Origin of the sequence: Mycetocola sp. BIGb0189, from assembly GCF_024810155.1 — a bacterium.
Lineage (GTDB): Bacteria > Actinomycetota > Actinomycetes > Actinomycetales > Microbacteriaceae > Mycetocola > Mycetocola lacteus.
In genome coordinates, this window is the sequence record NZ_JANUED010000005.1 from 294,084 (window position 1) to 308,644 (window position 14,561).

The 14,561-nt window shown below is 67.5% G+C and carries 13 protein-coding genes and 1 riboswitch; of the genes, 7 read left to right on the forward strand and 6 right to left on the reverse strand.

What is annotated here, in order from left to right:
- Window positions 1-24: 24 nt before the first annotated feature.
- Window positions 25-1,050, reverse strand: a complete 1,026-nt coding sequence (locus tag M2390_RS10155; protein ID WP_259178471.1) for a zinc-dependent alcohol dehydrogenase family protein — start codon at window positions 1,048-1,050, stop codon at window positions 25-27.
- Between the two features lie 426 nt (window positions 1,051-1,476).
- On the opposite strand from M2390_RS10155, the gene M2390_RS10160 reads away from it, so the two are divergent.
- From M2390_RS10160 to ribH, 5 genes are all read left to right on the forward strand, one after another.
- A complete protein-coding gene (locus M2390_RS10160; protein ID WP_030149058.1) occupies window positions 1,477-2,463 on the forward strand; it encodes a sugar-binding transcriptional regulator in 987 nt (328 codons plus the stop codon).
- 149 nt (window positions 2,464-2,612) lie between these two features.
- A riboswitch (FMN riboswitch) is annotated at window positions 2,613-2,759 on the forward strand.
- Between the two features lie 94 nt (window positions 2,760-2,853).
- Window positions 2,854-3,927: a bifunctional diaminohydroxyphosphoribosylaminopyrimidine deaminase/5-amino-6-(5-phosphoribosylamino)uracil reductase RibD gene (gene ribD, locus M2390_RS10165; RefSeq protein ID WP_259178473.1), complete on the forward strand. Its 1,074-nt coding sequence runs from the start codon at window positions 2,854-2,856 to the stop codon at window positions 3,925-3,927.
- Window positions 3,927-4,559, forward strand: coding sequence for a riboflavin synthase (locus M2390_RS10170; protein ID WP_259178474.1), 633 nt, complete (start codon window positions 3,927-3,929; stop codon window positions 4,557-4,559). The genes ribD and M2390_RS10170 overlap by 1 nt, the downstream gene beginning before the upstream one ends.
- 3 nt (window positions 4,560-4,562) lie before the next feature.
- A complete protein-coding gene (gene ribA, locus M2390_RS10175) occupies window positions 4,563-5,825 on the forward strand; it encodes a GTP cyclohydrolase II (protein ID WP_259178476.1) in 1,263 nt (420 codons plus the stop codon).
- Window positions 5,826-5,851: 26 nt separating this feature from the next.
- On the forward strand, window positions 5,852-6,316 hold the full coding sequence (ribH, locus tag M2390_RS10180) for a 6,7-dimethyl-8-ribityllumazine synthase (protein ID WP_259178477.1): 465 nt from the start codon (window positions 5,852-5,854) through the stop codon (window positions 6,314-6,316).
- Here ribH and M2390_RS10185 read toward each other — a convergent pair.
- Window positions 6,313-7,029 (reverse strand): NUDIX domain-containing protein, encoded by a 717-nt coding sequence (locus M2390_RS10185; protein ID WP_259178480.1) that lies wholly within the window; start codon window positions 7,027-7,029, stop codon window positions 6,313-6,315. The two genes, ribH and M2390_RS10185, sit on opposite strands and share 4 nt — an antisense overlap.
- A gap of 199 nt (window positions 7,030-7,228) precedes the next feature.
- On the opposite strand from M2390_RS10185, the gene M2390_RS10190 reads away from it, so the two are divergent.
- Together M2390_RS10190 and M2390_RS10195 are read left to right on the forward strand one after the other, a co-directional pair.
- Window positions 7,229-8,641, forward strand: coding sequence for an MFS transporter (locus M2390_RS10190; protein ID WP_259178481.1), 1,413 nt, complete (start codon window positions 7,229-7,231; stop codon window positions 8,639-8,641).
- A gap of 407 nt (window positions 8,642-9,048) precedes the next feature.
- Window positions 9,049-10,905 (forward strand): ABC transporter ATP-binding protein, encoded by a 1,857-nt coding sequence (locus M2390_RS10195; protein ID WP_259178482.1) that lies wholly within the window; start codon window positions 9,049-9,051, stop codon window positions 10,903-10,905.
- A 152-nt stretch (window positions 10,906-11,057) separates the two neighbouring features.
- On the opposite strand, the gene M2390_RS10200 is transcribed toward M2390_RS10195, so the two are convergent.
- From M2390_RS10200 to phnC, 4 genes are read right to left on the reverse strand one after another with little or no spacing between them, the layout of a single operon-like run.
- Window positions 11,058-11,966 carry a MurR/RpiR family transcriptional regulator gene (locus tag M2390_RS10200; protein WP_259178483.1) on the reverse strand — a complete coding sequence of 303 codons (909 nt, stop codon included), beginning with the start codon at window positions 11,964-11,966 and terminating at the stop codon, window positions 11,058-11,060.
- A 32-nt stretch (window positions 11,967-11,998) separates the two neighbouring features.
- A complete protein-coding gene (gene phnE, locus M2390_RS10205) occupies window positions 11,999-12,853 on the reverse strand; it encodes a phosphonate ABC transporter, permease protein PhnE (protein ID WP_259178485.1) in 855 nt (284 codons plus the stop codon).
- Entirely contained in the window at window positions 12,850-13,653 is an 804-nt protein-coding gene (gene phnE, locus M2390_RS10210) for a phosphonate ABC transporter, permease protein PhnE (protein ID WP_259178487.1), read from the reverse strand. The genes phnE (M2390_RS10205) and phnE (M2390_RS10210) overlap by 4 nt, the downstream gene beginning before the upstream one ends.
- Window positions 13,650-14,555: a phosphonate ABC transporter ATP-binding protein gene (gene phnC, locus M2390_RS10215; protein ID WP_396822917.1), complete on the reverse strand. Its 906-nt coding sequence runs from the start codon at window positions 14,553-14,555 to the stop codon at window positions 13,650-13,652. The genes phnE (M2390_RS10210) and phnC overlap by 4 nt, the downstream gene beginning before the upstream one ends.
- Window positions 14,556-14,561: the final 6 nt, after the last annotated feature.

The window sequence follows — 14,561 nt, forward strand, 5'->3', positions numbered from 1 at the left end:
GGTGAGTGTGGGGTGCCGAAAGCCCTAGAGGGCGAGCAGTTCGCGCGACTCGGTGTCGTTCGGGCGAATCTGGAGCTTGCGCCCGGTTCCGGCGCGGAACTTCTCGAGGGCCGCGGCGTAGTCCTCCAGGGTGAAGGTGTGGGAGATCATCGCGGCGGCATTGATCGCTCCGGCCTCAAACATTTCGACCGCACGGCCGAAGGAGTTGAGCACGGCCATCGTGCCCACGATGTTGATCTCGTCGCGGTACACACGGAACGGTGAATACTTGGCGTGAGCCTCGGCGGGGGCGACCCCGAAGTGCTGGAAGGTGCCGCCGGCCTTGACCCGGGGCAGGGCATCCTCGATAGCGGCGATGACGCCGGTGCAGTCGATCACCACGTCCCAGTTGGTCCGCTCGGCGTCGTCGGCGCGGGTCAGGGTGTGCTGCACCCCCACGTCGCGGGCCGCCTGGAGACGATCCTCGTTGAGGTCCACGATGGTGACGCTCGCCGCCCCCGCGCGAGGGGCCAGCTGAGCCATCAGGAGGCCCATCGTGCCCGCACCGTAGATGAGGTAGTGCTCGCCCATCTTGCGTGGCAGAATATCGTAGCCGCGGATCGCACAGGCGAGCGGCTCGATCAGCGCGGCCAGGTGGATGTCGGTGTCCGGACGCAGCACAAACACGTTGGCGCGCGGCACCGAGACGAATTCGGCGGAGGCACCATCGCTTGCGACAACACCCAGGCCGTTCCAGGCACGGCACAGGTTGCTGCGGCCGGTAAGGCAGTACTCGCACTCGCCGCAGGTGGTCGAGGGGTTGATGGCGACCTGGTCACCGATGGTGAGATCGTGCACGTCGCTGCCCACCTCGGTCACGACGCCGGTGGCCTCGTGCCCGGGGATCAGCGGGTAGACGGTGCCCTCGAACTCGCCATCAAACACGTGGGTGTCGGTGCCGCAGATGCCCACGGCGGCGACCTTGATAATGACGTCCTTGGGACCGGCGGTGGGGGTGGGAACCTCGGTCAGGGAGAGTTCGTGTTCCCGATCAAAAACAATTGCTCGCATCGTCGTTAGTGCCTTCCCGTCGCCGGGTCTGCTTCGACCGGCAACGCTCGCGGGGTGAAACGCCACCGACTCTGGGGACGTCTTTGACTCCAATGTGTTACATCGTTCCCACAACATAACACAGAACTCTGTTATATCTAACATTCATACTGTGATTTATATCGTGAAACGAGATATATCTCCGGTTCGGCGGGCAAATATCACATGACATTCGAAAACATCACATGGATCGTGTGATGTGCAATACGGTGCGCGCACGGCACCCGTGCACACGCACACGAAAAAATGGTTAAGCTCGGAGGTGAAGTCTTGCGACGGTGAACGCGGCGATCCCGCACCACCACGCGGGCCCGCACATCACACCCGCAATACATCCGCCACCTGACCGGCCCCGCTGGCGGCCGCACGGCGCAAGGAGTTTTACCAATGTCGGTTCCCGAATCGTTTTCCCTCAGTGGGAAAACTCGTGACGCCCTAACCGCCGCGCAGCTCTACTATCTGCAGGATCTGACCATGGATGCGATCGCCGCCGAGCTGCATACCTCGCGCTCAAGCGTCTCGCGTCTGCTGGGCCATGCCCGCGAGACCGGCCTGGTGGAAATCCAGGTTCGCTCCCCGCTGGATGCCCCGCGTCAGCTGGAAAACGACATTCGTCAGCAGTTCGGCGTGGTCGCCCACGTGGTCTCGGTCCCCGACCAGATCAGCGACGTGGATCGCCTCGACCGGGTCGCGCTCTATGCCGCCCGCATCCTCGGCGGCTTCTTCGACTCCAACATGTCGATGGGTGTGGCATGGGGTTCCACCATGAGCGCGGTCTCCCGCAACCTCTCATCCAAGCCCACCCACAACTCGCTCATCGTGCAGCTCAACGGTGCCGCCAACCCGCGCACCACGGGTATCGCCTATGCCAGCGAGATCCTGCAGCGCTTTGGTGCCGCGTTCGGGGCGGCGATCCAGCAGTTCCCGGTGCCCGCCGTGTTTGATGATCCCAACACCAAGACCGCGATGTGGCGTGAGCGCAGCGTGAGCCGCGTGGTGGAGCGCCAGAACGCGCTGGACATTGCGGTCTTCGGTCTCGGCTCGACCTACTCCGACGTCCCCAGCCACCTCTACGTCGCCGGCTACATCGACGATGCGGACCTCGCCGTGATGCGCGAGGACGGGGTTGTCGGTGACGTCGCCACCGTGTTCTATCGCGAGGATGGCAGCAGCGACAACATCGCCCTGAACTCCCGCTCGTCGGGCCCGAGCCTCGACGTGCTGCGCGGCATCTCCCGCCGCGTCGGCGTGGTCTCCGGCGCCGGCAAGCTGCGCACCCTGCGCGGCGCCCTGGCCGCCGGCCTGATCACCGACCTGATCGTGGACGCCGGCACCGCCCGCCGTCTGGTCGACCAGGGTCCACTGGACGCCTAGCCCGCCCGCAGACAGAGACGCTCCCCTCGAGTTCGAGGGGAGCGTCTCTGTCTGCGGCCACGGCGGCCCCGAGCAGCCGCCGGAAAAAAGTCTCGGTGTGTCGGAATACTTCCACCGGGCAGTGCGGTTGACCTACGATAGATAACAAATAGTGCTCCGGGGTTGGTGAGAGTCCAAACCGGCGGTGAGAGTCCGCGAGCCCGTTCTTTTTCGGAAGGAGGGGTTGAGCCGGTGAAATTCCGGCACCGACGGTTATGGGTCCTGCGGGATTCGAGTCCGGATGAGAGGTAGCACACGCGGATTTGACGACCCCTCGTCAGGTGCGCGCAAATCGGTGACGCTCGCGTCGCCATCCTCCCGGAGTGCGCTCGAGAAAAGGCAACCACTCCGATGATCACCCCAGACCGCCTAGACGCGGCCGTCCTCGACGCGGCCATGGGCCGCGCCCTGGAGATCGCCACCCGCGGGCCCGACGGTGGGCCCAACCCGCGGGTTGGCTGCGTCATCCTCAGCCCCGATGGGCACACCCTCGCCGAGGGCTGGCACCGTGGTGCCGGCACCGCCCACGCCGAGGTGGACGCACTCTCCCACCTGGCACCGGGCGAGGCCCGCGGCGCGACCGCCGTGGTCACCCTGGAACCGTGCAATCACACCGGACGCACCGGCCCCTGCGCGCAGGCGCTGATTGCAGCCGGCGTCGCCGAGGTGTACTTCGCGGTGCCCGATCCCGGAGCGGTGTCCAGCCACGGTGCGCAGACCCTGATCGACGCGGGCATCCCCGCGCGGCTGGGACCGCGCCGCGAACAGGCGGAGGAGCTGCTGGCCGGCTGGCTGCGGGATGCCCGACGCGGACGCCCGACCGTGACCGTCAAGTGGGCCACCAGCCTGGATGGCCGCGCGGCCGCCGCCGACGGGACCAGCCAGTGGATCACCGGACCCGACGCCCGTGCCGATGTGCACCTCGAACGCTCCCGCCACGACGCAATCGCCGTGGGCACCGGAACCGTCCTGGCCGATGATCCCGCACTCACCGCCCGCGGCGAGGAAAACGGTGCGCCGCTGGCCCAGCCGATCCCCGTGGTGTTTGGCCACCGCGAGGTGCCGGCGAACGCGCAGCTGCGCAGCCACCCGCGCGAGCTCATTACCCTCAGCGGCGATGATCTGGCCGCGGATCTTGATGTTCTGTGGAAACGCGGCATCCGATCGGTGTTTGTGGAGGGCGGCCCGAGCCTCGCCAGCGCCTTCATCCGTGCCGGGTTTGCCGACCGCGTCCTGGTCTATGTTGCGCCCACCCTGATCGGCGGCCCGAAGCTCGCGCTGACCGACCTCGGTGTGGACACCATCACCGACCAGCATCGCCTCGTCTTCACCGATGTTCGACACCTGGGATCGGATCTGCGCCTCACCGCCGAACCGGTCGCCCCCGAAACCCCATCCACCCACCCGACGTCTGGAGCCCACTAGTGTTTACCGGAATCATTGAGGAGCTCGGCACCATCACCGCGCTCGTTCCCAGTGCCGATGCCCTGCGCATCACCGTGGAGGGACCGCTCGTGGTCTCCGACGCCGGGCACGGCGATTCGATTGCCGTGAGCGGCGTGTGCCTGACCGTGATCGAGCAGACCGCAACCTCCTTCACCGCCGACGTCATGGCCCAGACCCTCGTTATGTCTGCCCTGGATGGGGCGACCGTGGGAACCCGGGTCAACCTCGAGCGCGCCGCCCAGGTGGGCGATCGCCTCGGTGGTCACATCGTTCAGGGCCATGTGGATGGCACCGGCACCCTGCTTCAGGTCACCCCGGGTGACGCCTGGCGGGTACTGCGCTTCTCGCTGCCGATCGAGCACGCATCCCTGGTCACCGATAAGGGGTCGATCACCGTGGACGGGGTCTCCCTCACGGTCAGCGCGATCTCCGATCCCGCCGAAACGGCCCCCTGGTTCGAGGTCTCGCTGATTCCCGAAACCCTGGTCGCTACGACCCTCGGCGAGCGCCGGATCGGCGACACCGTCAATCTTGAAACCGACATTCTGGCACGTCACGTGGAGCGTCTGCTCGCCGTGAATGCCGCAGTTACTCCCAACGAAAGCCGATAACCGATGAGTCTCTCAACCATTCCTGCCGCCCTCGCCGCCCTGCGTGCGGGCAAGGCAATCCTCGTGGCCGATGATGAGGGCCGCGAGAACGAGGGCGACGTGATTTTCGCCGCCGAGCTCGCCACCCACGACACCGTGGCCTGGGCCGTTCGGCACACCAGTGGTTACCTCTGTGCCCCGATGACTGCGGACATCGCGGACCGACTGGCCCTGCCCCCGATGGTGGAAAACAGCCAGGACCCGCGCAAGACCGCCTACACGGTGACCGTGGATGCGGCCTCGGGCGTGACCACCGGCATCAGCGCCTCCGACCGTGCCCGCACCCTGCGGGTCCTCGGCGATGCCACCAGCACCGCCGAAGACCTCATCCGCCCCGGACACATCGTGCCGCTGCGCGCGGTGGCCGGGGGCGTACGCGAGCGTGCCGGTCACACCGAGGCCGCCGTGGACCTGCTGCGCCTGGCCGGACTGAACCCGGTCGGCGTGATCGGCGAGGTTGTCAACGACGAGGGCGACATGATGCGCCTGCCGGGCCTGCTGGAACTCGGTGTGGAGCACGACATTCCGGTGATCACCATCGCCGATCTGATCGAGTACCTCAACGCCGCCGATGCCGGCACCACCGAGCAGCTGGCCGCGGTTGCCAACGACTCGGCCGTGCACTTCGAGATCGAGACCAACCTGCCCACGACCCACGGCAACTTCAAGGTGCGCGCCTACCGTGACCGCCAGACCGGTGCCGAGCACCTGGCCCTGATCCACGGTGAGCTCACCGACACCGCGATCCTGCGGGTCCACTCGGAGTGCCTGACCGGTGAGGCTCTCGGTTCGCTCAAGTGCGAGTGCGGTCCGCAGCTGGACGCCGCCCTCGAGGAGATCGCCGAGAAGGACGGCGTGGTCATCTACATGCGCGGCCAGGAGGGTCGCGGCATCGGCCTCATCAACAAGCTGCGTGCCTATGCGCTGCAGGAGCAGGGCTATGACACCCTCGACGCCAACCTGGCCCTGGGTCTGCCGGCGGATGCCCGCAGCTACCTGCCCGCCAGCGCGATCCTCGAGGACCTGGGAGTGAGCGCCGTGCGCCTGCTGACCAACAACCCCGAGAAGATCCGCCAGCTGGAAGAGGCCGGCATCCGCGTGGTTGAGCGTCTGCCCCTGGTGGTTGGCGTGGGCGAGGTCAACGAGAACTATCTCCAGACCAAGCGCGACCGTATGGGCCACCGCTTCGAGGGCGAGCCCGGCTCGTTCATCCCGCTCTCCGACTAACCCCTCCCTATCGAACGGAACACATAATGAGCAGCAACGGAATCCCCTCCCTCCAGGTTGACGGCACCGGCCTCAACGTCACCGTGATCGCCGGATCCTGGCACGAGGAGATCAGCAACGGTCTCATCGCCGGTGCCGAGAAGGCCCTGGCCGAGTCCGGCGCCACCTTCACGACCGTGCGCGTCGCCGGGAGCTTCGAGCTGCCGGTTGCCGCCGGCGCGGCGCTGGAGGCCGGGGCGGATGCGGTGGTCGCGCTCGGCGTGATCATCCGCGGCGGCACCCCGCACTTCGAGTTCGTCTCGGATGCTGCGACCTCGGGGCTGACCCAGGTGTCCGTGTTGACCGGCAAGCCGGTGGGCTTTGGCGTGCTCACGCTGGACGATGAGGCACAGGGCATCGACCGTGCGGGCCTGCCCGGCTCGCGCGAGGACAAGGGCCGTGAGGCCGCCGAGGCCGCGCTGCACACTGCGGTCCTGCTGCGCTCGCTCTAACCCTCGGGTAGAAGAACCGCCTCGTGGGCCGCGCCGAAGAGATTCAGCGCGGCCCACTGCAGCAGAATCACGGTTTTGCCATCGCGGATACGGCCGTCGGCGATGGCGGCATAGGCGTCGTCGAACCCCAGCTCCACCCGCTCGATCTCCTCGCCCTCCTCGGCCAGGCCTCCCCCGACCCCGGTTTCATCCTCGGGCGCGTATTCGGCGGCGAAGAAGTGCACCCGCTCGGTGATCGATCCCGGACTCATGTAGAGGTCAAAGAGGTACCGGGGCGCGCGGACCCGCACCCCCAGCTCCTCATGGGTCTCGCGGGCGATCGCCTCCTCGGGGGCATCCCCGTCCAGCAGGCCCGCGGCGGCCTCGATCAACACGCCGTCGGGGTGCCCGTTGACGTAGGCGGGGAAACGAAACTGTCTGGTCAGCAAGACCGTGCGGGTATCGGTGCGGTACAGCAGGATCGTCGCACCGTTTCCGCGATCGTAGGTCTCCCGGGTTTGCCGTCCCCAGTTACCGTGCCGGTCGCGGTATTCCAGGGTGGTGCGGCGCAGCACATGCCACCCGTCGGAGGTTACCTCCACATCGACGATTCGCACGTCGGGATTGCCGGTCAGGTCCCGGCCCACACGATCGAGCCCGGTTCTTCCGCGACCATCGGGGATTCCCTCCCCGGGGACGGCACGGGCGGTACGCTGCGCGGGGTTTTCACTCATTTCCCCACCCTAACCCGCGGATTTATTTCCGCCAGGATGTGTCGCCCTCACGCCGCGGAGTTTCGGGAAACCCCCGATATGGGCGTATATTGGCATTTCCGCCACAATCGGATACCCACACCAATTTAGGCTCAGCGCTCACCCCACCCCCGTGAAACCTGCACCTCACTCTTGATTTACGACGTTTTTGGACGACAGCATGTCAGCAGCAACCACGGGGGATTCGAAGGCCCCCGCAGCCCCCGCCAATCCCCGCTCGCGCGTTATTACCGCGAGCCTGATCGGCACCACCATCGAGTTCTACGACTTCTACGTCTACGCCACCGCGGCGGTTCTCGTATTCCCCACCCTCTTCTTCCCGAGCGCTAACCCGACCACCTCGCTGCTGGCCTCCTTCGCCACCTTTGGTGCGGCGATGGTCGCGCGTCCGGTGGGTGCGATGGTCTTTGGTCACTTCGGTGACCGCTACGGCCGCAAGGCCACCCTGGTCGCCTCGCTGCTGACCATGGGTATCGCCACCTTCCTGATCGGTGTGCTGCCGACCTATGACAACATCGGCTGGTGGGCCGCCCTGCTCCTGCTGATCCTGCGCCTCGGTCAGGGCTTCGCCCTGGGTGGCGAGTGGTCCGGTGCGGCACTGGTCGCGACCGAGAACGCCCCGACCGGCAAGCGTGCCTGGTACGGCACGTTCCCGCAGCTGGGTGCACCGCTGGGCTTCATCATCGCCAACGGACTGTTCCTGATCATCAACGCGATGCTCCCCCACCCGGAAAACCCGGCGCTGCAGTCCGAGGCATTTGTGGCCTGGGGCTGGCGGATCCCGTTCCTGTTCTCCGCGGTCATGGTGATCGTGGGCCTCTGGGTGCGTCTGCGCCTGGTGGAGTCCACCAGCTTCCAGAAGAATGCCGACAGCGGCAAGCTGAAGAAGTCCCCGCTGGCCGAGGTGTTCCGTTTCCACTGGAAGAACCTCATCCTGGGTACCTTCATCATGCTGGCCACCTACGTGCTGTTCTACCTGATGACCAACTTCACCCTGACCTTCGGCACCCGCGCCTCCTCGGTAGAGGTTGCGCAGAAGGCCGCCGAGGCCGCGGGCAAGCCTTTTGATCCCTCAACCTTCTACCCCGGCGGCGGCTTCGGCTACGTCGACTTTGTGCTGATGCTGATCATCGGTGTGGTGTTCTTCGGAATCTTCACGCTGGTGTCCGGCCCGCTGGCCGACCGCTTCGGTCGCCGTAAGACCCTGATCGTGATCACCATTCTGATCATCGGATTCGGCTTCCTGTTCGAGCCGATGCTCGGCACCGATAAGGGTCTGACCCAGGCGTTCCTGATCATCGGATTCACGCTGATGGGTGCCACCTTCGGCCCGATGGGCGCGCTGCTGCCCGAGCTGTTCCCGACCAACGTGCGCTACTCCGGCTCGGCGATCTCGTACAACGTCAGCTCGATCCTCGGTGCCGCCGTGGCCCCGCTGATCGCCCTGCAGCTGTGGCAGGCCGCCGATGGCAGCCCGTTCCTGGTGGGTATGTACCTGGTGGCGATGGGTGTGCTCACCCTGATTGCGCTGCTGCTCTCCCGCGAAACCAAGGACATCAACATCGACAACTAGTCGCGTCCTTCCCGCGGCCCCGTCGCCCCGCCACATTAAGTGTCCGGGCGGCGGGGCTTTGGCATGTGCCGGCCGCTCGGGACCTACTCGGAGCGATCCGCGGCCCGCGTCTGTCCCCGGCGTCCGCCGCCACGCCCATCTTGACGACAGACTGTCGGAACCGCATCGACGCAGGGTCGGGAAAATGCCCGGTCACACGCGTTACCGATGCGTTTGACCAGGCTCTCCCGGTGTTCTACGGTAAGGAAAGCACGCAGTTCCCTCTCCCACCGCATCGTCGCGTGGGAGCGCCGGGATCTGCCGCACCGTTTCATCCCAGTACCCGGCCAGAACGCAGATGCCCACGGCCGCCGAATCACCCCGCCGCGCGCCGATCCACGACCGCGTCCGGCACCAGGAAAGGCCACATGTCCTCGCCCGCACCGTCCCGCTCACCCTTCGCCCGGCGCAAGCCGCAGGAGGGTCCGCGCGCCTCGTTTAGGCAGCTGCTGCCGTTCCTGTTTGAGCACAAGCGGATGCTGTGGTTCATCATCCTGCTCTCGGTCCTGGGAGCCCTGGCTTCGCTCGCCCAGCCGCTGCTGGTCAGCCAGGTCATCGGCCAGGTACAGAAGAACGAGATGCTGGGATCGCTGGTCTGGGCGCTGGTGGCGCTGGTTGTCATCTCCGCGCTCCTCATGGGCTACCAGCACTATCTGCTCCAGCGCACCGGTGAGGGTGTGGTGCTCTCCAGCCGTAAGCGTCTGATCTCGCGGATGCTGCGCCTGCCGGTCTCCGAGTTTGATGCCCGCCGCACCGGCGACCTGGTTTCCCGCGTGGGCAGCGACACGACCCTGCTGCGCGCGGTCCTCACCCAGGGGCTGATCGAGGCCATCGGTGGCGCGGTGACCTTTGTGGGTGCGCTGATCGCGATGCTGATCCTCGATCCGGTACTGCTGGGCCTCACCGTTCTTGTGGTCGCCGTCTCGGTGCTCGTGGTGGTCGCGCTCTCGGCGCGGATTCGCCAGGCCAGCGCCGCCGCCCAGGCTCGCGTGGGTGACCTGACCTCCGCCGTGGAGCGGGCGATCAGCTCGGTCCGTACCGTGCGTGCGGCCGGTGCCACCGAGCGCGAGATCGCCGGGGTTGAGCAGCACGCGACCGCCGCCTGGAAGATGGGCATCCGCGTCGCCAAGGCCTCGGCCCTGGTGGTCCCGGTGGCCGGAATCGCGATGCAGGCCTCCCTGCTGGTGGTGCTGGGTGTCGGTGGATTCCGGGTGGCCTCGGGCGCGATCGAAATCTCCAGCCTGGTCGCGTTTGTGATGTTCCTGTTCATGATGATCATGCCGCTGGGCCAGGCCTTCGGGGCGCTCACCGCGACCAACCAGGCGCTCGGCGCCCTGGGCCGGATCCAGGAGATCATCGATCTGCCCGCCGAGGACGCCCACGACGCCGAAATCGCCGCCGCCCTGAGCGATCCCGGCACCGTCTCGGCCGAGGCCGCGGCGATCGAGTTCCGCGACGTCAAGTTTGGCTACGCGACCGCACCGGCAACCGGGGGCGTGGCCGAGGCCGATGAGATCCGTACCGTCACCACCACCGGCGAGCGCACCGAGGTGCTGCGCGGGGTGTCCTTCACCGCCGAACGCGGCACCCGGACCGCGCTGGTGGGTCCGTCCGGTGCCGGCAAGTCGACGATCCTGGCGCTGATCGAGCGCTTCTACGACCCCCAGGACGGCGCGATCCTCTTCGGTGGCCGCGACATCCGGGCCCTGGACCGCGGCGACCTGCGCGGCCAGATCGGCTATGTGGAGCAGGATGCCCCGGTCCTGGCCGGTTCCCTTCGCGACAACCTGCTGCTCGGTGCCCCCGACGCGACCGATGCGGACTGCGAGCGTGTGCTGCGCGACGTCAACCTCGGCGAGGTCCTGGCGCGTAACAGCGCCGGCCTGGACGCCGCCGTGGGTGAGGACGGCATCATGCTCTCCGGTGGTGAGCGTCAGCGCCTGGCCATCGCCCGCGCGCTGCTCGCCGCCCACCCGGTGCTGCTGCTGGACGAGTCCACCTCCTCGCTGGACGGCCAGAACGAGCAGCTGATGCGGGTGGCCCTGGACGCCGTAGCCAAGGACCGCACGCTGATCATCATCGCCCACCGACTCTCCACCGTCGTAGACTCCGACAAGATCGTGGTTCTCGAACACGGCACCGTGCTGGGCACCGGCACCCACTCCGAACTGGTGGCCTCGGTGCCGCTGTATCGGGACCTGGCCAAGCACCAGTTCCTTGTGTAGCGCGCAGGCCCAACGCCCCGGCCGGGTTTCTCGGCCGGGGCGTTGCGCTTCCCCGAAACCCGACGATGCCCCGCACCGCTGGAGGACGGTACGGGGCATCAATCACTCGGCCGGCTCGTTTCCGATGCGAGCCGCCGATGGGGTGGGCGAGCCTAGCGGCCCGCCTCGTCGCCGAGGTTTTCGGCAAGCACGTCGAGCACGCGTGAGCGCGCCCGTTCACCGGCCGCGCCGAGGCGCGTGCCGATGGTCTCCACCAGCGCCTCGAGGAATACCACGTGCGGTACCCGCGAGGTGTGTTCCAGCTCTTGGCGGAAGCTCGCAGCCGGGGCCAGCAGCAGGGTGATCGCGGCCAGGCGGGTCAGTGGGGTGTTGCGGAACGAGGTGACCGCGATCACCCGAGCCCCGGCCTCATTGGCCTGGGCGGCGGCGCGCAGGCTCGCCTCGTTGGCACCACTGCCGGAGATCACCAGGCAGACATCCTCGGCGCGCAGACCGCGGGCGGCGATCTGCTGGCCGATCGGATCGGCCAGGGTTTCCGCCGGACGGCCGGCCGCGGTCAGGCGCATCGCCAGGTCCATCGCCAGCGGCCCCGAGAGGCCACTGGCGACCACGAGTACCCGGCCCGCGGCGACAATCGAGTCCACCGCCGAGTCCACCTCGGGTTCGCTCAGCACGCTGGCAATCTGCGGCAGGACCTGGGCCAGGGCCACGATCTCGGCGCGGATCCGGCCGAGCGCACCCGCGCCCGGGTCGGCGTCCTCGGTGCGCTGGGCGATCTCCCCGGCGAGCGCGAGCTCCCCGGCCAGCGCGACCCGAAGCTGCGGATAGCCGCGGTAGCCGAGGCTCTGGCACATCCGCACCACGGTCGAGCGGGCCACACCGGCGCGGTCGGCGAGCTCCTGTGCGGTCAGCTCCACCACGCTCTCGGGATCGGCGGCGATAATCTCCGCCGCCCGACGCTCACTGCGCTGCATGCCCGGCAGGGCGGTGGCGATGCGCACGGTGGGCATCGCGGTGGGAATCTCCCCGGTGGAGACAACATCGATGCTAGGCGAGGTCACGGGCGGCGCTCCTCTCGAACGGGACACGGATGCTAGGCGAGGTCACGCGCCTTGCTCCCCTCGGTGATCCGGCGACGAATGGCACCGGAGGTCAGGTCAATGGCGATGGTCACGATGATGACCACGATCAGCAGCGCACCCACGGTGGGCCACTCCCGGTACTGGGTGTACGAGGTGAGCATATCGCCAATTCCACCCACACCGATCAGTCCCAGCACGGCGCTGGCGCGCACGTTGATCTCAAACCGGTAGAGCCAGAACGACACAAACTCCGGGGCGGCCTGCGGCCAGATTCCCCAGCGCACGGTCTGCCAGCGGCTTCCACCGGCGGCGTTCACGGCCTCGATGGGTCCGGGATGCACACCCTCAATCGCCTCGTATCCCCACTTACCCAGGGTTCCGATGCCGTTGACCGCGAGCGCGAGCGCACCGGTCAGCGGGGTGAGTCCGGTGACCGAGAGGATGACGATGGCGATCACAATCTCGGGAACCGCGCGGATCAGCGAGAACAGCCCGCGCAGCGCGAGCCGCACCGGGGCCGGGCCGATGCCGCGGGCGGCGAGGAAGCTCAGCGGGAACGAGATCACGATACCCAGCAGGCATCCCACCCACGCCATCTCGACGCTGCGCCAGGTCTGCCAGAGCGCCTCGGGGACCTTGTCCCAGGCGGGGTTGGAGAACATCAGCCACAGGTAGCGGGCGATGTCGGCGGGAAGGTTTGCGGTGCGCGCCCAGTCCACCTTGACCGACCAAAAGACCAGCACCACCAGGAGGGTGATGGCCACGGCGACGACCGTTCGCCAGGGTCGGCGCGGCTTGGCCGGCGGGGTGACCAGGCGCGCGGGGGCGGTGCGTGTGGTCCGCGGCGCGGTATTCAGGGCTGTCATTTCAAACGCTTTCTAATCGCCGCACTCGCCCAGTCAATCAGCACCACAACCACGAGAATCTCGAGGATGATCAGCGCGAGCTGGTCGTAACGGTAGAAGGTACGCACCGCATCGATCAGGAGGCCGAGGCCACCCGCACCGACGAGTCCCAGCACGGTCGAGGCGCGCACGTTGAGCTCAAACGCGTACAGCGCCTGGTTGATAAACGGTGGCCAGATATCCGGCAGCAGCGCCGCCCGGTTGATCTGAGTCTGGGTACCGCCGGCCGCACGAGCGGCCTCACCGGGACCGGGATCCCCGGACTCGATCGCCTCGGACACCAGCTTGACCACGATGCCCACGTTGAACAGCACCAGCGCGATGATACCCGGCAGTGCGCCCACCCCGACCATGGCCACCAGGACCGCGGCGTAGAGCAGATCGGGGACCGCGCGCACGATGTTGAGGACGGTGCGCACGAGTCCGCGGGTGATCCGGTTGGGATTGGTCAGGCGGGCTGCCCACATGCTCAGCGGGACCGAGACGATCGCGCCGATCACCGAGGCGATCACCGCCATCTGTAGGGTCTCGATCAGCGGTTCGATCGTGCGCGGGAAGAACGACCAGTCGGGCACCAGCAGCTGGCCGATCTTCTCGGCACCGTTGCGCCAGTTGCGCACAATGGCGTCGAGGGAGAAGTCCACGCCGATGCCGGGGGCCAGGGTCACCGCGGTAATGGCCGCGATGATCGCGATGGCCAGCCAGATCTTCCAGCGTCCGCCGGGCTTGGCCGGGAGACCGGGATACTCTGCTGCACTCACGCGGGCGTCCCGGCGGGAGCCCCGGCGTCAGATGCGGTCGTACCGCCCAGCAGATCCTGGTCGCCACCCTGGACGGAGCCTGCGGTCGTACCGCCCAGCAGATCCTGGTCACCGATCGGGCGTCCGTAGATCCGCTCGAAGTCGGCATCGGTGGCGGTGGCCGCGGGTCCGTCGTAGACGATCTCCCCGGCGCGCAGCCCGATTAGCCGCGTGCCGTAACCGCGGGCGAGGTCGAGCAGGTGCAGGTTGACCAGCACGGTGATCCCGAGCTCGCGGTTGATCCGGCGCAGGTCGCCCATGACCGCGTGGGCGGTCGGCGGGTCGAGGCTTGCGACGGGCTCATCGGCCAGCACGATGCCGGGCTCCTGAGCGAGGGCGCGGGCGATGGCCACACGCTGCTGCTGGCCGCCGGAGAGGTGTGCTGCCCGGTGATATACCCGTTCGAGCATACCGACGCGATCCAGCGCCTCGAAGGCCAGCTGTCGATCCCGCTGGCGGTATGCACCGACCAGGGTGCGCGGCACCGAGGTGTGGGCGAGGCGCCCTACCAGGACGTTGTTGAGCACCGTGGTGCGTCCGGCGAGGTTGAACCCCTGGAAGATCATGCCGATCTGTCCACGCAGGCGGCGCAGTTCGCGGCCGCGGGCGAGGTCCATCCGGTGCCCGCCAACCTCGAGGGTGCCCGAGCTAAGCGGCACCAGGCCGTTGATGGTGCGGATCAGGCTGGACTTGCCCGATCCGGAGAGACCGACGATGGAGACCATCTCGCCGGCTTCGATGTCGAGGGAAATCTTCTTGAGGCCCACCACACCGTTGGGGTAGCGAACCACCGCGTCGCGCAACCGGATGGACCAGGGGGCGGAGGCCGCGGTCGCGGCCCCCGCCGGGGTTTCCGGGGAAATCCGGGT